This is a genomic window from Peribacillus asahii (genome assembly GCF_003570725.1).
Taxonomy (GTDB): Bacteria; Bacillota; Bacilli; order Bacillales; family DSM-1321; genus Peribacillus; species Peribacillus asahii.
This window is the reverse complement of record NZ_QWVS01000059.1, coordinates 73,296-89,327: the sequence shown is the minus strand read 5'-3', so window position 1 is coordinate 89,327 and position 16,032 is coordinate 73,296. Positions and strand designations below refer to the sequence as shown.

The window sequence follows — 16,032 nt, the reverse complement described above, 5'->3', positions numbered from 1 at the left end:
CTAATATTTTGAATAGAAGAAAAGTGATGTTACGATTTATGATTTTTAGTTGTACGGATGAAGCAAAAATAAAATTTGGGCCGGGCGGTTTGACAAGAAAACTAGAGGATTTTTGGTGTCAAGCAAATGAGGTGTTACAAGAAAATCAGAAAATAATATAGCATCAATTCATAGTTAACGTATGTATATAATGTGTATTATATGGCCGATTGGATAACCGAAGGTCCCATCGATATGAAATTGCGAGGGCTTTTGCATAAGAGGAGGGCTTTTCCATGCTAGTTGAAAAAGCACAAAAACTACAAGATATAGTGAAATCATTAACAGAGGAATTTGCAAAAACAGCAAGCGAACGAGATAAGCGTGGCGGTACTGCAAAAGAGGAGCGTGATCTCATTCGGCACAGTGGGTTACTCCGTTTAACAGCACCTGAACAATACGGCGGTTACGGGGAGAATTGGAAAAGGGTTTTACATATTACACGTGAAATGGCTAAAGTAGATAGCTCGGTAGCTCATTTATTTGGTTATCATTTTTTATGTCTTGCTTCCGTTGAGTTATATGGTACACCAGAACAAGTTGATTATTTTACAAAGGAAACAGTAGAAAACAATTATTTCTGGGGGAATGCGTTTAATCCCCTTGATACTCATGTAACTGCTACAAAGGGAGATAACGGATGGGTCATTAATGGTAAAAAAAGCTTTTGCTCTGGTGCAGTAGATTCAGATAGGCTACTCATCTCTGCTCAAAAGGATGATGGTTCTGGTGTCTTAGTTGCTGTCATTCCAACAAATCGAGGAGGTGTTTTGTTGGGGCATGACTGGGATAGCTTTGGACAACGTCAGACAGATAGTGGCTCTGTGACATTTGAACAGGTAATTGTACATGACGCAGAAGTATTGGATGCCTACGAAGCAACTGATAGCAACTTATTTGCCACAGTACGTACGCATATTGCTCAGTCTATTTTAATTCATGTTTTACTAGGGACAGCTGAAGGAGCGTTTGAAGTTGCCAAAGACTATACAAAAACAAAGACGCGTCCGTGGGTGACATCTCATGTCGATGCAGCAATAAATGACCCTTATAACATTTATCACTACGGTGACTTATTTGTTAAATTGAAGGCTGCGGATGCTCTTGTACATATTTCTAATGAGTTATTAGACAATACATGGGCGTTAAAAACAAGTATTACCGAAGAACAGCGTGGGGAATGTAGTATCGCTATTGCCACTGCGAAGGTGCAAGTCGTACAAACGGCACTTGATGTGACAAGCCGGGTATTCCAAATGATGGGGGCTCGGGCAACTTCAGCTCAATATAATTTTGATCGATACTGGCGTAATGTACGTACGCATACATTACATGATCCAATTGACTATAAAATTCGTGATCTTGGTCAGTATACTTTGAATAATCAATACCCAGAAATTTCGGCATATTCATGAGGAGGAATTATTAATGGAAATCTTTTGGTTTATCCCGACGAATGGTGATTTTCGTCAATTAAATAATAGTGAAGGTTCACGTCCTGCAACATATAACTATTGTAAGCAAATTGCACAAGCAGTGGATGATTTAGGATATACAGGTGTTTTAATTCCAACAGGAAAAACGTGTGAAGAAGGATTTATTGTTGCCTCGACACTTGCACCTGTAACAAAAAACCTAAAGTATCTAGTAGCGGTACGCCCAGGTTTAATGTCACCAAGCTTTGCAGCACGTATGTCTGCAACATTAGATCGATTTTCTGATGGTCGATTATTAATTAATGTGGTTGCTGGGGGGGACCCAGTAGAACTTGCAGGAGAAGGTGTATTTTTAGATCACGACAAACGCTATGAGTTAACAGATGAGTTTTTAAAAATTTGGCGTCAATTATTTACAGAAGAAGAAGTCAATTTAACAGGAGAGTATTTACAAATCGAAGGGGGACAATTACCATACCCTGCGGTTCAAAAACCATATCCACCATTATACTTCGGAGGCTCTTCACCCGTTGCAATGGATGTGGCTGCAGAGCATGTCGATGTCTATTTAACATGGGGTGAACCGCCAGCTAAAGTGGAGCAAAAAATTAATAAAATGCGTGAGCTCGCAGCAGCGCAAGGAAGAACATTAAAATTTGGCATACGACTACACGTTATTGTACGTCCAACAGAAGAGGAAGCATGGGAAGCAGCTAATAAGCTCATTGAACATGTGGATGACGAAACCATTGCACAAGCGCAAAAAGTATTTAAGCGTATGGATTCAGAAGGTCAACGCTTAATGACGAGCCTGCATGAAGGGGACCGTGCTCGACTAGAAGTGAGTCCAAATCTATGGGCCGGAGTAGGATTGGTGCGAACAGGTGCAGGTACAGCACTTGTAGGAGATCCTGATACGGTTGCTGCACGTATAAAAGAATACGCTGCTTTAGGCATCGAAACGTTTATTCTATCCGGTTATCCACATTTAGAAGAAGCCTATACAACAGCCGAATTATTATTCCCTAAACTTCCAATAGAAAGAAAGGATACGTCGAACCAACGAACATTCCTTAGTCCGTTCGGTGGGGATATTAAACCAGCCGTTGTTAAATAACAGGCCTATGAAATAGAATTAGCCTGCTAAAAGCTAGAGGTTTTTGACTTAGTATATAAGTTCAAATTTTAGATATCCGTATTTTTATTTAATATTGCTTACTGGACGACCAGAGGCTCATATTGATTCCTTTTGTTAAGGATTCTGATGTGAGTCTCTTTTTTATTCTAAATATGAAGGAGGAACTATTATGAGTTTACAATTTGCGTATTGGGCACCAAACGTTAGTGGAGGTCTAGTCGTCTCTCAATTACCGCAAAAAACAGGCTGGTCATTTGAAGATAATAAACGCTACGCTCAAATTGCCGAAGAAATTGGCTTCGATTATGTATTATTGCAAACAAGGTTTTTCGCAAGCTATGGTGCTGAAAATCAATTAGAGGCTTCTGCGCTTGCTTCTGCACTTGCCGCTTCAACAGAAAAATTGAACATTATTACAGCTGTTCTACCAGGTCTATGGCATCCAGGGGTTATGGCGAAAATTATCTCAACAATTGATCATATTAGCAATGGTCGTGCTGCTATTAATATTGTCAGCGGCTGGTTTAAAGGTGAATTCCATGGATACGGAGAACCGTGGTTGGATCACGATGAACGCTATCGCCGTTCTGAAGAATTTATCGAAGTTCTTCAAGAAATGTGGACAAAAGAAAAGGCGAATTATCGAGGAGATTTTTACCGATTAAACGATGCGCCATTAAAGCCTAAACCTATTAATCCTCCAAAAATCTTTCAAGGAGGGAATTCCAGAGCAGCCAAGGAAATGGCTGGACGCGTTTCTGACGTATATTTCATGAACGGAGGCTCCCTTGAAAAAATTAAGGAGCAAATTGATGAAGTAAGAGCATTGAGAAAGGCTAGCGGTAAAGGTGACATCCAGTTTGGAGTTAATGGTTTCGTCATTGTCCGTGATTCAGAAGAAGAGGCAAGACAGGTATTACGCGATATTGTGGAAAATGCGGATAAAGAAGCAGTTGAAGGATTCAGAAGCTCTGTTCAAACCGCAGGCGCAGCCTCGCCTGAAGGAAAAGGCATGTGGGCGGAATCCACTTTTGAAGATCTTGTACAATATAATGATGGTTTTAAAACAGGACTTATTGGAACGGCTGAACAAGTGGCCGACCGTATCCTTGAATTGAAAAAAATTGGCGTTGACATTGTACTTACAGGGTTTCTTCACTATGAAGAAGACCTAAGAGCATTTGGGGAAAAGGTCATTCCTCTTGTCAGAGAAAAAGAAAAAAGAATTAGTAGTTTGCTAGAGGTAAACTAAACTTCTAGTAGTAAAGGTTTTTCCCATTCTTTACTGATGGTTAGTCACTCGGTTAGAATTTGGCTGTGGAAGTACTATAAATAATCGTTGCAGCGTGAATAGAGTTTTGAGCAAAAACCCTGTATTAAATATGCAGGGTTTTTTGTTGTGTAATTAGGTGCTTTAACGAATAGCTATCGTTCAATCAAAATGGAGTATAGTCTTTCTATCACTGAAAACCATCCTTGTTTTCTAAATATTTGGAATTTTTACTATCGTTTATATAGAAATTCTTTCAAATTACTTTGTTTTTCGTATATAATGTTTAAAAATGGTAAAAATAATCAACTTTACATAAAGTAATGGTTTATATAATTTATAAGGGCGGGGTGTACTATGATTGGGGAATTATCAAATAGAGAACTAATAGAAGAGATTGAAGTAACAAGAAAAAATATGGTACTAACTGGACTAGGATTTGGCTTAACACACCCTGATACAATAGAACTCAGTCATAGATTAGATAATTTATTGAATGATTTATACAAACCTAATAATAGGGAGCAATTATTTTTTTACATTGATAAAGGTTAGTTAGAGAACTTAATTTTTTTAGATACTTGATGGTTTTATCATTTTACTCTTCCTTTGAGTTTTGACAAGGAAGGGTTTTTTTATGGCAAGCCTATATATGTATAAATATCACCTCTTGTATGAATTGAGAAATGATTCATATTCTAGGACGGAGTGGAGAAACTATTGATGTATTCATTACATCAGAAAGGGGATTGATTAGATGGTTAAGCGAAAAGCTGAAAGAAACGCTGTAGAGAAATATAGTAAAACACCGAAGAAAAACATTGAGGAAGCGGACTATACGGTTGAATTTGCTGCTGGAGAAGATCCAATGAAAGGGGCAAATCGTAACTCTAAACAAGGTAGAGAAGGGAGAGGGAACTCAATATAGTCCTCGTTATGAAGTTGAAGGATTTTGCATGTGATTTTATCCCGCACTTCACGGACGGTAAGCCTGCCACCTCAAGCCTATGAGGAAACAAAGAAGATAGTTAGGTGACAACTGCCCGTGGAAAGTGATTAACCATCGGTGGGGATGAAGGTAAATTTCTACTGATGGAAGTTTCACTTCATATAGGGAATTCAAAGAAGAGGTTCACTCTAAGAGGACATGATGAATGGACTTTTTGAGCGAACCTCTTCTGTTATGAATACTAAGGATTGACACAATAAGAGCAAAAAGACGAAACCTTTTTATGCCAGATTCGTATAAAATTAGGAAGCTAGTTAATAAAGGAGTGTTCGATATGGAGGAGAGATTGGAAAATGTGAATAAGGGGGCACAGTTGAAGCCCTCCTTATTTGGAATGATTGGAAGCCCCGGAGAGCAATTGGGGAGAATCAGGCAATATCCAAAAATTTGGCTGGCTATGCTGATTATAACAGCGATGTTTACAGTTGGAACCGCTTTGACGATGATGGCGATGGACACAGCTAGTCTTATTGGTGAGGATATACCAGCAGAAGGACAAGCATTAATGAAGATTTTTACGATTGTAGTAGGTATTGTAATTGGACTATTTACACCTATTATCTCTTCTTTAATTAATAGTGTAATTATCTTAATTATTGCGAAGATTGCTCAATCGGATGTTACGTTTAAACAGCTTTTTTCGATGAATACATATATTTGTTTTATAGCGGCTATTGGTGTATTACTTAATGGAATTGTTCGTTTTCTTATAGGGGGAAATCCTGAAATTTACATAACGAGTTTGGCAGGGCTGCTTAATTCAGAGTCCTACGTATTAGGAGCTATCGAAGTGTTTACGATTTGGAGTCTTATTTTGACTGGAATTGGTTTGAACAAGGTAGCTCATTTATCTAAATGGCTTTCTCGGACGGTTGCCATTATGTTTTTCCTTTTTCAAATTGGACTGGCGGTTATCAGCGGTATGCTTGCTGGACTGGGCGGAATGTAGTTATAGATTAAAAGGGTACTTCATTTAGGAAAGAAGACATTCGAATAGTCCATTGAAAGAGAAAAGCAGCTAATGATGTTCATTGGCTGCTTTTCATAAGGCGTTATTGATTATATGACGTTGTTGGTTTTGGCTAAAATGAGTTCAAAATCATATGATTAATAATGCTGTTTAAATTTATTTTGTTGATTGGGCTTTATAAGGCCATTTATTATTTAAAGCATTGATAAATAACCTAACATTTTTTTTATCTTGCATGATAGGAGAATACACATAGGAAAGCGTTCTAGTGAAGGATTGATTTTTCAATTGAATAATAGAGAGATTCCTATGTTGTACGTCTTTTTCAATGACACTATGGGATAAGAGAGAGAGGCCCATGCCATTCATAAGCGTTTCTTTAATTCCCTGATTGCTGCTTATTGTAAGGAGTGATTTAACTTTCAACCCATTTGAACGAATGACATGGTTCAGATATTCACGTGTCCCTGACCCAACTTCTCTTGTTATCCATGCTTGATTTTGAAGATCAGCTACTGTAACTTCGTCTTTACAAGCGAGCTTATGATTGTTAGAGGAAACAATAAAGAGTTCATCTTGCATAAAAGCGTGTACGGAAAGCTCCTTTTCATTCGTTTGGCCCTCAATCAAACCAATATCTACTTGATACAAGCGAACAAATTGAATGATTTCTCTTGTATTTCCAATAACAACATGAAGTTCAAGCTCAGGATAACTTTTTTGAAGGTCAAAAAGTAAGGAAGGCAATATATATTCACCGATTGTAAAACTGGCTCCTATTTTTAATTCTCCTTTGATGGAGTTATGCTGTTCAAGAATGTCTTGCTTAGTCTGCTCGTAAATTGTGATGATTTGCTTAGCACGATCGTATAAAATTTCACCAGTTGGGGTGATTTTTAACAATTTCGGAGAACGTAGAAATAATTTAGTTTGAAATTCTTTTTCAAGATTTTTAATGTGTAAGCTGACACTTGGTTGCGACATGCGAAGGGTTTCAGCTGTTTTGGTGAAATTTTTAACTTCTACAAGAGTTACAAATGTTTTTAATGCATCATAATACACAAGAAACCCACCTTATTATTAATAATCTTAATAGTTACAATAATTTATATATATTTTACTAATCCCTTATCTTGCTGTAAACTTCAATTAGGATTTTTTTAGGAAGCGTTTTAGCTGGGAGGGCAACTGAAAGAAAAAATTAATTAGGAAACGTTATATAAGAATGCTATAATGATTTATATAACACTAAAACCGACTTATCCTATAAAGATTATGTTGGTATATTAAGGAAATGATAGTAAGTATTTTTTACTGGAAGGTTAATGTCGAATTTTGTTAAAACTAGTCAGTAAACAACGTACTAAAAGCATATATTCTTTTGTGAGGTGGATATCGTTGCAAATTCAGGTAATGAACAGTCCGTTTAATCAGGAGCAGGCGGAGCTCCTTAACCGTCTTCTGCCAACTTTGACAGAAACACAAAAAAATTGGTTGAGCGGTTATATGGCTGCTTCTGTTCCAGGAACAGTTGCAGCACCGGTAGAAGAGGCCAAAGCTCAAAGTGCCGCTCCGGCAATTTCTAAAGAAGTGACCATTCTTTATGGTTCGCAAAGTGGAAACGCGCAGGGACTTGCGAAAAATGCGGGCAAGACACTTACAGAGAGCGGCTTCCAAGTAACTGTCTCAGCGATGAGTGATTTTAAGCCGAATAACTTGAAGAAGATTCAAAATCTTCTAATTGTCGCAAGTACACATGGAGAAGGAGAACCGCCAGATAACGCGATCTCTTTCCATGAATTTTTATATAGTAAACGTGCTCCAAAGCTCGACAATCTTAACTTTTCTGTTTTGGCTCTTGGAGATAGTTCTTATGAATTATTTTGTCAAACAGGAAAAGATTTTGATCAACGCTTAGCGGAGCTTGGTGGTACACGACTTTACCCACGTTTTGATTGCGATCTTGACTACGATGAGCCGGCAGCGGAATGGCTTGAGGGAGTTTTGGTCAGCCTAAGTGAAGCGCAAGGCGGAAGTGCTGCTCCTGTTGAGGCAGCAGCAGCTCCAACAGGTGAATCGGTCTACTCTCGAACAAATCCGTTCAAAGCGGAAGTACTTGAAAATATTAATTTAAATGGCCGTGGCTCGAATAAAGAAACACGTCATCTTGAATTATCACTTGAAGGATCTGGGCTTACATTTGAACCGGGAGATACCCTTGGTGTGTATCCGGAAAATGATCCAGCTCTTGTAGAAGCACTTATTGGGGAAATGAAATGGGATCCGGAAGAAAAAGTAACGGTTAATAAACAAGGAGAGGTCCGTTCGCTTAAAGATGCACTTACTTCTTACTTTGAAATTACTGTTCTAACAAAACCGCTTCTTGGGCAGGTAGCCGAGATTTCAGCAAGTGAAGAGTTACTTGAGCTTGTATCACCAGGAAATGAAGAAAAAGTAAAAGCGTATCTTGAAGGACGCGATTTACTTGATGTTATTCGAGATTTTAGTCTATCAGGTATACCTGCACAGAAATTTATCTCGATTCTTCGAAAAATTCCAGCTCGTCTGTATTCTATTTCGAGCAGCTTAGCTGCGAATCCAGATGAAGTGCACTTAACGATTGGTGCGGTTCGTTACGAGGCACATGGACGTGAACGAAATGGTGTTTGCTCAATTTTATGTGCAGAACGTTTGCAACCAGGAGATACTCTGCCAATCTATGTTCAGCATAATCAAAACTTTAAGCTACCAGCAAACCCAGATACGCCAGTTATTATGATTGGACCAGGAACAGGTGTTGCACCGTTTAGATCCTTTATGCAGGAGCGTGAAGAGATTGGTGCTGAGGGGAAATCATGGATGTTCTTCGGAGATCAGCATTTCGTAACAGATTTCCTTTACCAAACAGAATGGCAAAAATGGCTGCAAGATGGTGTATTGACAAAAATGGATGTTGCGTTTTCGCGTGATACGGATGAAAAAGTGTATGTACAGCACCGCCTGCTTGAACATAGTAAAGAAGTGTTTGAATGGCTTCAAGAAGGAGCAGTTGTTTACATTTGCGGAGATGAGAAAAACATGGCACACGATGTCCATAACACTTTACTTGAGATTATTGAAAAAGAAGGCGGCATGAGCCGTGAAGAAGCTGTACAATATTTAACGGATATGCAACAACAAAAACGTTATCAACGCGATGTATATTGATTGTTTATTGAAAGGAGTTTTTTCTAGATGGTGAACCAAATTTTAAAAGCGCCCGAGGGACCGCCAAGTGATGTAGAAGGCATTAAAGAGAGAAGTAACTATTTGCGCGGTACACTGAAAGAACAAATGTTGGATCGACTTAGCGCCGGAATTCCTGAAGATGATAACCGCTTGATGAAACACCATGGCAGTTACTTACAGGATGATCGTGATCTTCGTAATGAGCGTCAAAAGCAAAAACTTGAACCAGCGTATCAATTCATGCTGCGTGTTCGTATGGCAGGTGGTGTGTCTACACCGGCTCAATGGCTTGTTATGGATGAGCTTGCCGATAAATACGGTAACGGCACGTTGAAATTGACTACACGAGAAACATTCCAAATGCATGGAATTTTAAAATGGAATATGAAGAAAACAATTCAGGAAATCAATGCGGCTCTTTTAGATACAATTGCAGCATGCGGCGATGTGAACCGAAACGTGATGTGTGCTTCAAATCCATATCAATCTGAAATCCATGCAGAAGTATATGAATGGTCTAAAAAATTGAGTGATGATTTATTGCCGCGGACAAGAGCTTATCATGAAATTTGGCTTGATGAAGAAAAAGTAGCTGGCACACCGGAAGTAGAAGAAGTCGAGCCAATGTACGGACCGCTTTACTTGCCGAGAAAGTTTAAAATCGGGATTGCCGTTCCTCCATCCAATGACGTAGATGTCTTTTCACAGGATCTTGGCTTCATTGCTATTGTTGAAGATGGAAAGCTTGTCGGCTTTAACGTAGCAATCGGCGGCGGTATGGGTATGACTCATGGTGATAAAGCAACATATCCACAGCTTTCTAAAGTAATTGGTTTCTGTAAGCCAGATCAACTTTACGATGTAGCAGAGAAAGTGATTACGATTCAGCGTGATTACGGAAACCGTTCTGTTCGTAAAAATGCTCGCTTCAAGTATACAGTGGACCGCCTTGGTCTACAAACAGTCAAAGATGAGCTAGAGCACCGTCTTGGCTGGAGCTTGGATGAAGCGAAGCCTTATCATTTTGAACGTAATGGCGATCGTTATGGCTGGGTGAAAGGTATCCAAGGAAAATGGCATTTAACATTGTTCATTGAAGGTGGCCGTATTGCCGATTTTGATGATTACAAGTTAAAAACTGGTTTACGTGAAATTGCTAAGATTCATAAAGGGGATTTCCGTTTAACAAGTAATCAAAACTTAATCATTGGAAATGTATCCAGTCAGAAAAAGAAGCAAATCAACGAATTAGTTGAAAAATACGGATTAACAGACGGAAAACACTATTCAGCATTACGCCGCAGCTCTATAGCTTGTGTGGCTTTACCAACATGCGGTTTAGCGATGGCGGAAGCGGAGCGTTATTTACCAAGATTGATTGATAAGATTGAAGAAATCGTGGATGAAAATGGTCTTCGCGATGAAGAAATCACGATTCGTATGACAGGATGCCCGAACGGATGTGCACGTCATGCTCTAGGTGAAATCGGCTTTATCGGTAAAGCACCAGGCAAATACAATATGTATCTTGGTGCAGCTTTTGATGGTAGCCGTTTAAGTAAAATGTATCGCGAAAACATTGGTGAAGAAGAAATTTTAAATGAACTACGCGTGCTCCTTCCTCGTTATGCGAAAGAGCGTCAAGAAGGAGAGCACTTCGGTGACTTTGTTATTCGCGCAGGTATTATTAAAGCAACGACAGATGGTACGAATTTCCACGATTAATGAAGAGATGTACGAGAGGCAGGGAATGATTCCTGTCTCTTTTTTTACCGAAAAGTCACAGTGACATAAAAAGTTGTGGATAATGTGTGTATAAGTTTGTGGATAGAAGGGTGAGTACTTTTGGGCAAGGGGAGTTTATGGATAACTTCTCTTGCCCAATTTAATCATCTTTGAACGGCTTATCCGCCAAAGTTGCTTCTTATGATAGCTATTCACAAGTATTAACACTCGAACAGCCTACTTCTTTAGATAATTGTTAGGAAGCTTGAGGAATGTTTCTTGCCTTATAATTAATGTCATCTGAGGAATAAATCGTAATGATTACTTGACCTCCGTATCTTATAGCTCGGATTAAAATCGGTTGGTTATAATTATTTTTAAAGCTAAAATCAGGACCATACCAACTGACTGTAGCATCGCGACCAGGTGGAACATAAGGAACACGTCTACTATGAGAATAACGCTCCATAATCTGCATCCCTGTGCGGTCAATAGCATTAAACAAAGTGGAGGATACTTGACAAATCCCCCCTCCAATCCCTTCTGAAAACTCTCCTTTGACGATAACGCGAGCCGATAAATAGCCTCTTTCTGCGGTTCGTTTACCAACGACTTTGTTAAATGAAAATATCTCTCCAGGGAAAACGACATGATTATTAATAGCTTCTGTAGCCAGTGAGATATTTTGTGTACGATTTTTATTCGCGCTGTTAAAGTAAGTCACGTATTGACCAATTTTTTTTACACGAATGTTAGCAAGCAGCTCGCTGTCTACTCTTGGATGAATAGGGAGCAAAGGCACCTCTATATTGGCTGGTCCACTACTGAAAAAAGAGGTATAAAATTTCTCCTCAAATATTTTTTTGTATAATTTATAACCTGGTTTCCCTGGGATAATGTTTCCTGCATTGTCAATCTTGGATTCTACAGGCGCCTTATATACTTGTTTGTCTATTTCTTCAATCAGTTGGTTGTATTTATCTCTGTCTACCATTGGTGTATCCGGTAAAGCAGTCGTAAAATCTGAACGGGAGACATGAGCAATTGTTTGTCCTTGATGGGTAATTAATAAATCGTTTGAAGGATGTGCTGGTTGAATGAATAGTAAGATTGCTGTAAGCCATGCAAATTTCATTGATATCACCTCACAATATAAATGTAAGTGTCGTAAATCAGTCTAAAGACGCTGACTTCGTCTTTTATTTAGTTTGGATAAAGGGAGCAATGCTATCCCTTTCTTTTAAAGAATCTTTGAATGGGTTAACAAGTGTAATGACTAATAATATTTAGCTTAACTGGTTGGAGAGAATTCTTGAACTTGTCGGAGGACTATTGATGATTTATCCAGAAGTAACCTTTATGTAAGAAGGAGGAAGTTCTTATATTAAGGTTCTCTTTTTTTGAAATGTAGGAAGGGGGTGTAAAATTTCCCACATATTTCGGTTTCTAGCGCAAGCTCTTCGATGAGCCTGCGCTTTTTTAGAAAGACGAATTCTTTCGGGCATTTTTCTTCATCCGTTCTAGTAAAAAGCCACCTTTGAATTGTCGGGGTTCATAAGAAATAATGAAGGCTTTCGGTTCAAACTTTTCAATAATTGCTAGTAGTTCTTCTTCACGATTTCGTTTAGTTAAAATCTCCATTCGATGCCGGCTGCTGTCTCTTCCTTCCCCGGTATAAAGAGTAACTCCAAAACCGCTTCCCCTTAATGTATCAACTAATTCACTATTTTTCGTTTGGGTATTTACGGTGACAATAATATAACCAATTGCCAACTTCTTCTCAATTTTTGTTCCAAATATAATGCCAATTCCAAAACCTAGAGCATAGACCACCATAGCCGCAAAGCTTTGATCCCCGCTAAAAACAAGTGATAGTCCGAAGACATAAATCAACATCTCTACAATACCTAATATTGCTGCAAGAGCTGTGATATTTTTGACGAGAAAAATAGTCCTTAGTGTAAAGAGTGGAACATATACCAGTTGTAACAATAAAATAAGCAAAATCTCTTTCAAGGTAACACCTCGTTATTTTAATCTACATTCTTTCTATATAACTTAACCTAAAAGCTGCATTTGTAGTAAAAGTCACAGTGACATAATTGAATGTGGATAAATTGTTGATAATTCTGTGGATATGTTTATTGCAACGCTGATTCAAAGAGTAAAAAATAATTAAATCATATGTGCTTTACCATCTTGGGCTACTTCAACATACAGTAAAAGTAGGTGGAGGGGGAGATATGATGGATAAGTTGTATAAGCATATTGAAACTGCAGTGATTCATGAGGGGTACGATCCGAAGCAATATATGGGGAGTCTGGCTGCGCCGATTTTTCAAACATCCACATTTGTTTTTGATCATGCTGAACAAGGAGAGCGACGGTTCTCCGGTGAGGAAGAGGGATATATCTATTCCAGGCTCGGCAACCCAACCGTGAAAATACTCGAAGATCGGATTGCCATGCTTGAGCGAGGCGAAGCAGGTCTAGCATTTGGCTCGGGGATGGCTGCTGTGTCTGCTGTGTTGCTTGCACTCACGAAAGCAAATGACCATATTATCTGCTCACAAGGTTTGTATGGCTGTACATTCGGACTTTTACGTTTAATGGAGGAGAAATACAATATTACTCATGATTTCTCTGAGCTGCGAACCGAGGAACAGGTAGAAGCCATAATTCGTCCGGAAACTGTCTGTATCTATGTAGAAACACCGATTAATCCGACAATGAAAATCGTAGATCTTGCGATGGTTGTTAAAGTGGCGAAAAAATATGGGATTGCCGTTGTCGTGGACAATACTTTTTCATCTCCTTACCTCCAGCAGCCGCTTGTCTTAGACTGTGATGTTGTTTTACACAGTGCGACAAAGTATATTTGTGGGCACGGTGACGTAGTTGCAGGGCTTGTTGTCGGCTCAAAAGAATTTATTAATAAGGTAGCGAGGACAACTCAAAAAGACATTGGTGGAATTATCTCGCCTTTTGATGCTTGGCTGCTGCTTCGAGGCCTAAAGACACTTCCTGTTAGAATGGACCGTCATTCGGAAAACGCAGAGAAGCTATTTGATAAATTGAAGAAACACCCAAGTGTAGCACAGGTTTTCTATCCGGGTGATCAAGACCATCCGGATTACGAGATTATGAAGAAGCAGATGAGGCAAGGTGGAGGGATTATTTCATTTGAAATTAAAGGAACAAAAAAGGATGCCCAAAAGCTATTAAATGCTCTAAAGCTCATTAAGATTGCCGTCAGCCTTGGGGATGCTGAAACACTGATTCAGCACCCAGCTACGATGACACATTCCAGTGTGCCTTCTAAAAAGCGAGAGGAAATGGGAATCACTGACCAGCTTATTCGCCTTTCGGTCGGCTTGGAAAACTGGAAAGACCTTTGGGAAGACTTAAATCAAGCATTGGATAGCTTGTAAAATTAAGGGTGGAACCTAATCAAAAAAATCAGTACCTCATTTTATGACGGGGTACTGATTTTTTATTTAGGCCTTATTCTAGGGCGTATCGTTTTGATATAGTTATCAAATTTTCTTTAAATGGAGTTTTCAGCATTTATATAACCGGAGCCATAAAGATTGGAGTTGATGTCTTTCCATTGAACGGTCCCGTTTTTTAACTTTTCTTTGACTTCATTGGGAGCTAGGTGTGGATGATGTTCAAGCATTAAGGCAACAATCCCTGCACAAATGGGCGTAGCCATGGACGTACCGGAAAGGGAGAAATAGCTGGGGTGGACTCGGCGGGAACTTTGTGATCTATCTAAATAGGAATTTGGGGCACGAAGGGAGATGATGTTGACTCCTGGAGCTAATAAATCTGGCTTCGTTTCACCGTAAGGAGTTGGTCCTCTACTAGAAAAATCAGCAGCCACATCATCTTGTCGTGTATGCTGCGTATTTCGATCATCGAGGGCACCTACTGTAATGATTTCATTGCTAATTCCTGGGCTTGTAATGGTTCTATCCCTAGGACCGGAGTTACCTGCTGCTGCACATACGACGATGCCACTTTGCCAAGCTCTTTCCACTACCTGTACCATTGGGTCAGCATTTTCCTCTTTAAATCGCTGAGGAGGACTTCCTAAAGACAAGCTAATAACGTGGATTGGATTATTTGGGTGATTACGGTTATATTCTATACACCATTCAACCCCTTGCATGACTGTTTCAAGCGAACCTGCCCCTAAACGATCTAGTGCTTTAACACCAATAATATTAGCTTTTGGAGCTGCTCCTTTATACGTTCCGCCTGAAGCAGCTCCGTTTCCAGCAGCGGCACCAGCGCAATGCGTTCCATGGCCATTATCATCATAAGGAGCAGATCGTCGATTGATAAAGTCTACAAAATGAACGATTCTTCCCTCAAGGTCCGAATGTGGATAAACTCCTGTGTCGATAACAGCGATTGTGATTCCTTGTCCGGTTAATTGGTTATTATTTCGGACAACATGATCTGCTTGAACGGAAGGAATGGCATGATCGAGGAGGGCTTGTACTTGTCTGTTTAAATGAACTTTTCGAACTGTCGAATGGCTTTTAAACAAATCTGCTAAAGCAGCAAGTGTGACGTCTACACTACAACAAGGTACAGAAGAAAATTGATTTTTGAATTGACAGTGAGCATTTGTTGTTAAGGAGTGTTGTAACTGCTGTACACTTTGCTTTTGACATTCCATATCTTCAAATTCCACAATGACAGATAATTTCACAGTATGCATGAATAAAGGTCCCAGCCGATGTTGTAGAAATTCGGGAGCTCGTTTAAAACGTTTATAAAGATTCAGAATCTCTATTTGAAGTGGCTTGTCCAGCTGATGAGCATAAGTTTGTATAAATTGAATCACTGAATAATCAAACATTCTATCACTCCTGTAAAAAAATAGATTCATCATTAGATTATGGTTGGAATCGATTTTTGGTAACGGTATTTATAACGTAAAAAAACAATTATACGCTCTATACTCCTAGCAATAGTTTAATCAAGTCTAGTAAGGCCTACAGTTTTTAATCAACGAATATTTTTAAAAATCTATGGATCGGGACAACATGATTCATACCAACTGTCAGGTGGGATGCAACAACGTGTATTCATTGCTAAAGCACTTGTAAATAATCCCACTGTATTACTAATAGATGGGCCATTTGCTGCTTTGGATACAAAAACAAGATGAATTTGAAACTCTCTATTTTTAATCCAATCAAT

At 39.0% G+C, this 16,032-nt stretch carries 14 protein-coding genes; 10 read left to right on the top strand and 4 right to left on the bottom strand.

What is annotated here, in order from left to right; translation table 11 throughout:
* The first annotated feature begins 275 nt into the window (after positions 1–275).
* The 6 genes from D1953_RS19870 to yknW all read left to right on the top strand — a co-directional run bounded on the left by D1953_RS19870 (position 276) and on the right by yknW (position 5,841).
* Positions 276–1,454 (top strand): acyl-CoA dehydrogenase family protein, encoded by a 1,179-nt coding sequence (locus D1953_RS19870; RefSeq protein WP_119118887.1) that lies wholly within the window; start codon positions 276–278, stop codon positions 1,452–1,454.
* Between the two features lie 13 nt (positions 1,455–1,467).
* Positions 1,468–2,592 carry an FMNH2-dependent alkanesulfonate monooxygenase gene (ssuD, locus tag D1953_RS19865; protein WP_119118886.1) on the top strand — a complete coding sequence of 375 codons (1,125 nt, stop codon included), beginning with the start codon at positions 1,468–1,470 and terminating at the stop codon, positions 2,590–2,592.
* A gap of 190 nt (positions 2,593–2,782) precedes the next feature.
* The gene (gene sfnG / locus D1953_RS19860) at positions 2,783–3,865 is read left to right on the top strand and encodes a dimethylsulfone monooxygenase SfnG (RefSeq protein ID WP_119118885.1); all 1,083 of its coding nucleotides are present in this window, start codon (positions 2,783–2,785) and stop codon (positions 3,863–3,865) included.
* Between the two features lie 375 nt (positions 3,866–4,240).
* Positions 4,241–4,438: an aspartyl-phosphate phosphatase Spo0E family protein gene (locus tag D1953_RS19855; protein ID WP_119118884.1), complete on the top strand. Its 198-nt coding sequence runs from the start codon at positions 4,241–4,243 to the stop codon at positions 4,436–4,438.
* A gap of 202 nt (positions 4,439–4,640) precedes the next feature.
* Positions 4,641–4,811 carry a hypothetical protein gene (locus D1953_RS21490; RefSeq protein WP_164853119.1) on the top strand — a complete coding sequence of 57 codons (171 nt, stop codon included), beginning with the start codon at positions 4,641–4,643 and terminating at the stop codon, positions 4,809–4,811.
* A 355-nt stretch (positions 4,812–5,166) separates the two neighbouring features.
* A complete protein-coding gene (gene yknW, locus D1953_RS19850; RefSeq protein ID WP_119118883.1) occupies positions 5,167–5,841 on the top strand; it encodes a YknW family membrane protein in 675 nt (224 codons plus the stop codon).
* Between the two features lie 177 nt (positions 5,842–6,018).
* Here the strand turns inward: yknW and D1953_RS19845 are convergent, their stop codons facing one another.
* Positions 6,019–6,924 carry a LysR family transcriptional regulator gene (locus D1953_RS19845; RefSeq protein WP_119118882.1) on the bottom strand — a complete coding sequence of 302 codons (906 nt, stop codon included), beginning with the start codon at positions 6,922–6,924 and terminating at the stop codon, positions 6,019–6,021.
* A 336-nt stretch (positions 6,925–7,260) separates the two neighbouring features.
* Here D1953_RS19845 and D1953_RS19840 point away from each other — a divergent pair, with 336 nt between their 5' ends.
* Together D1953_RS19840 and cysI are read left to right on the top strand one after the other, a co-directional pair.
* A complete protein-coding gene (locus D1953_RS19840; protein WP_119118881.1) occupies positions 7,261–9,069 on the top strand; it encodes an assimilatory sulfite reductase (NADPH) flavoprotein subunit in 1,809 nt (602 codons plus the stop codon).
* 27 nt (positions 9,070–9,096) lie between these two features.
* The gene (cysI, locus tag D1953_RS19835; protein ID WP_119118880.1) at positions 9,097–10,815 is read left to right on the top strand and encodes an assimilatory sulfite reductase (NADPH) hemoprotein subunit; all 1,719 of its coding nucleotides are present in this window, start codon (positions 9,097–9,099) and stop codon (positions 10,813–10,815) included.
* Positions 10,816–11,071: 256 nt separating this feature from the next.
* Here cysI and D1953_RS19830 read toward each other — a convergent pair whose 3' ends face one another.
* On the bottom strand, positions 11,072–11,950 hold the full coding sequence (locus D1953_RS19830; RefSeq protein WP_119118879.1) for a VanW family protein: 879 nt from the start codon (positions 11,948–11,950) through the stop codon (positions 11,072–11,074).
* A gap of 344 nt (positions 11,951–12,294) precedes the next feature.
* Positions 12,295–12,831 carry a DUF2179 domain-containing protein gene (locus D1953_RS19825; protein ID WP_119118878.1) on the bottom strand — a complete coding sequence of 179 codons (537 nt, stop codon included), beginning with the start codon at positions 12,829–12,831 and terminating at the stop codon, positions 12,295–12,297.
* Between the two features lie 230 nt (positions 12,832–13,061).
* On the opposite strand from D1953_RS19825, the gene megL reads away from it, so the two are divergent.
* Complete coding sequence (gene megL, locus D1953_RS19820) at positions 13,062–14,246, top strand: methionine gamma-lyase (protein WP_119118877.1); 1,185 nt, start codon at positions 13,062–13,064, stop codon at positions 14,244–14,246.
* Positions 14,247–14,362: 116 nt separating this feature from the next.
* Here megL and D1953_RS19815 read toward each other — a convergent pair whose 3' ends face one another.
* Positions 14,363–15,688, bottom strand: coding sequence for a S8 family peptidase (locus tag D1953_RS19815; RefSeq protein WP_119118876.1), 1,326 nt, complete (start codon positions 15,686–15,688; stop codon positions 14,363–14,365).
* Positions 15,689–15,844: 156 nt separating this feature from the next.
* Between D1953_RS19815 and D1953_RS21575 the strand changes: the two genes are divergently transcribed.
* Positions 15,845–16,000, top strand: a complete 156-nt coding sequence (locus D1953_RS21575; protein WP_119118875.1) for an ATP-binding cassette domain-containing protein — start codon at positions 15,845–15,847, stop codon at positions 15,998–16,000.
* Positions 16,001–16,032 lie beyond the last annotated feature (32 nt).

Excerpts from the sequence above, each read along its gene's own strand:
- sfnG (WP_119118885.1), top strand. The coding sequence starts at position 2,783 with ATGAGTTTACAATTTGCGTATTGGGCACCAAACGTTAGTGGAGGTCTA.
- megL (WP_119118877.1), top strand. The coding sequence starts at position 13,062 with ATGGATAAGTTGTATAAGCATATTGAAACTGCAGTGATTCATGAGGGG.
- cysI (WP_119118880.1), top strand. The coding sequence starts at position 9,097 with ATGGTGAACCAAATTTTAAAAGCGCCCGAGGGACCGCCAAGTGATGTA.
- D1953_RS19855 (WP_119118884.1), top strand. The coding sequence starts at position 4,241 with ATGATTGGGGAATTATCAAATAGAGAACTAATAGAAGAGATTGAAGTA.
- D1953_RS19830 (WP_119118879.1), bottom strand. The coding sequence starts at position 11,950 with ATGAAATTTGCATGGCTTACAGCAATCTTACTATTCATTCAACCAGCA.
- yknW (WP_119118883.1), top strand. The coding sequence starts at position 5,167 with ATGGAGGAGAGATTGGAAAATGTGAATAAGGGGGCACAGTTGAAGCCC.
- D1953_RS19815 (WP_119118876.1), bottom strand. The coding sequence starts at position 15,688 with ATGTTTGATTATTCAGTGATTCAATTTATACAAACTTATGCTCATCAG.
- ssuD (WP_119118886.1), top strand. The coding sequence starts at position 1,468 with ATGGAAATCTTTTGGTTTATCCCGACGAATGGTGATTTTCGTCAATTA.
- D1953_RS21490 (WP_164853119.1), top strand. The coding sequence starts at position 4,641 with ATGGTTAAGCGAAAAGCTGAAAGAAACGCTGTAGAGAAATATAGTAAA.
- D1953_RS19870 (WP_119118887.1), top strand. The coding sequence starts at position 276 with ATGCTAGTTGAAAAAGCACAAAAACTACAAGATATAGTGAAATCATTA.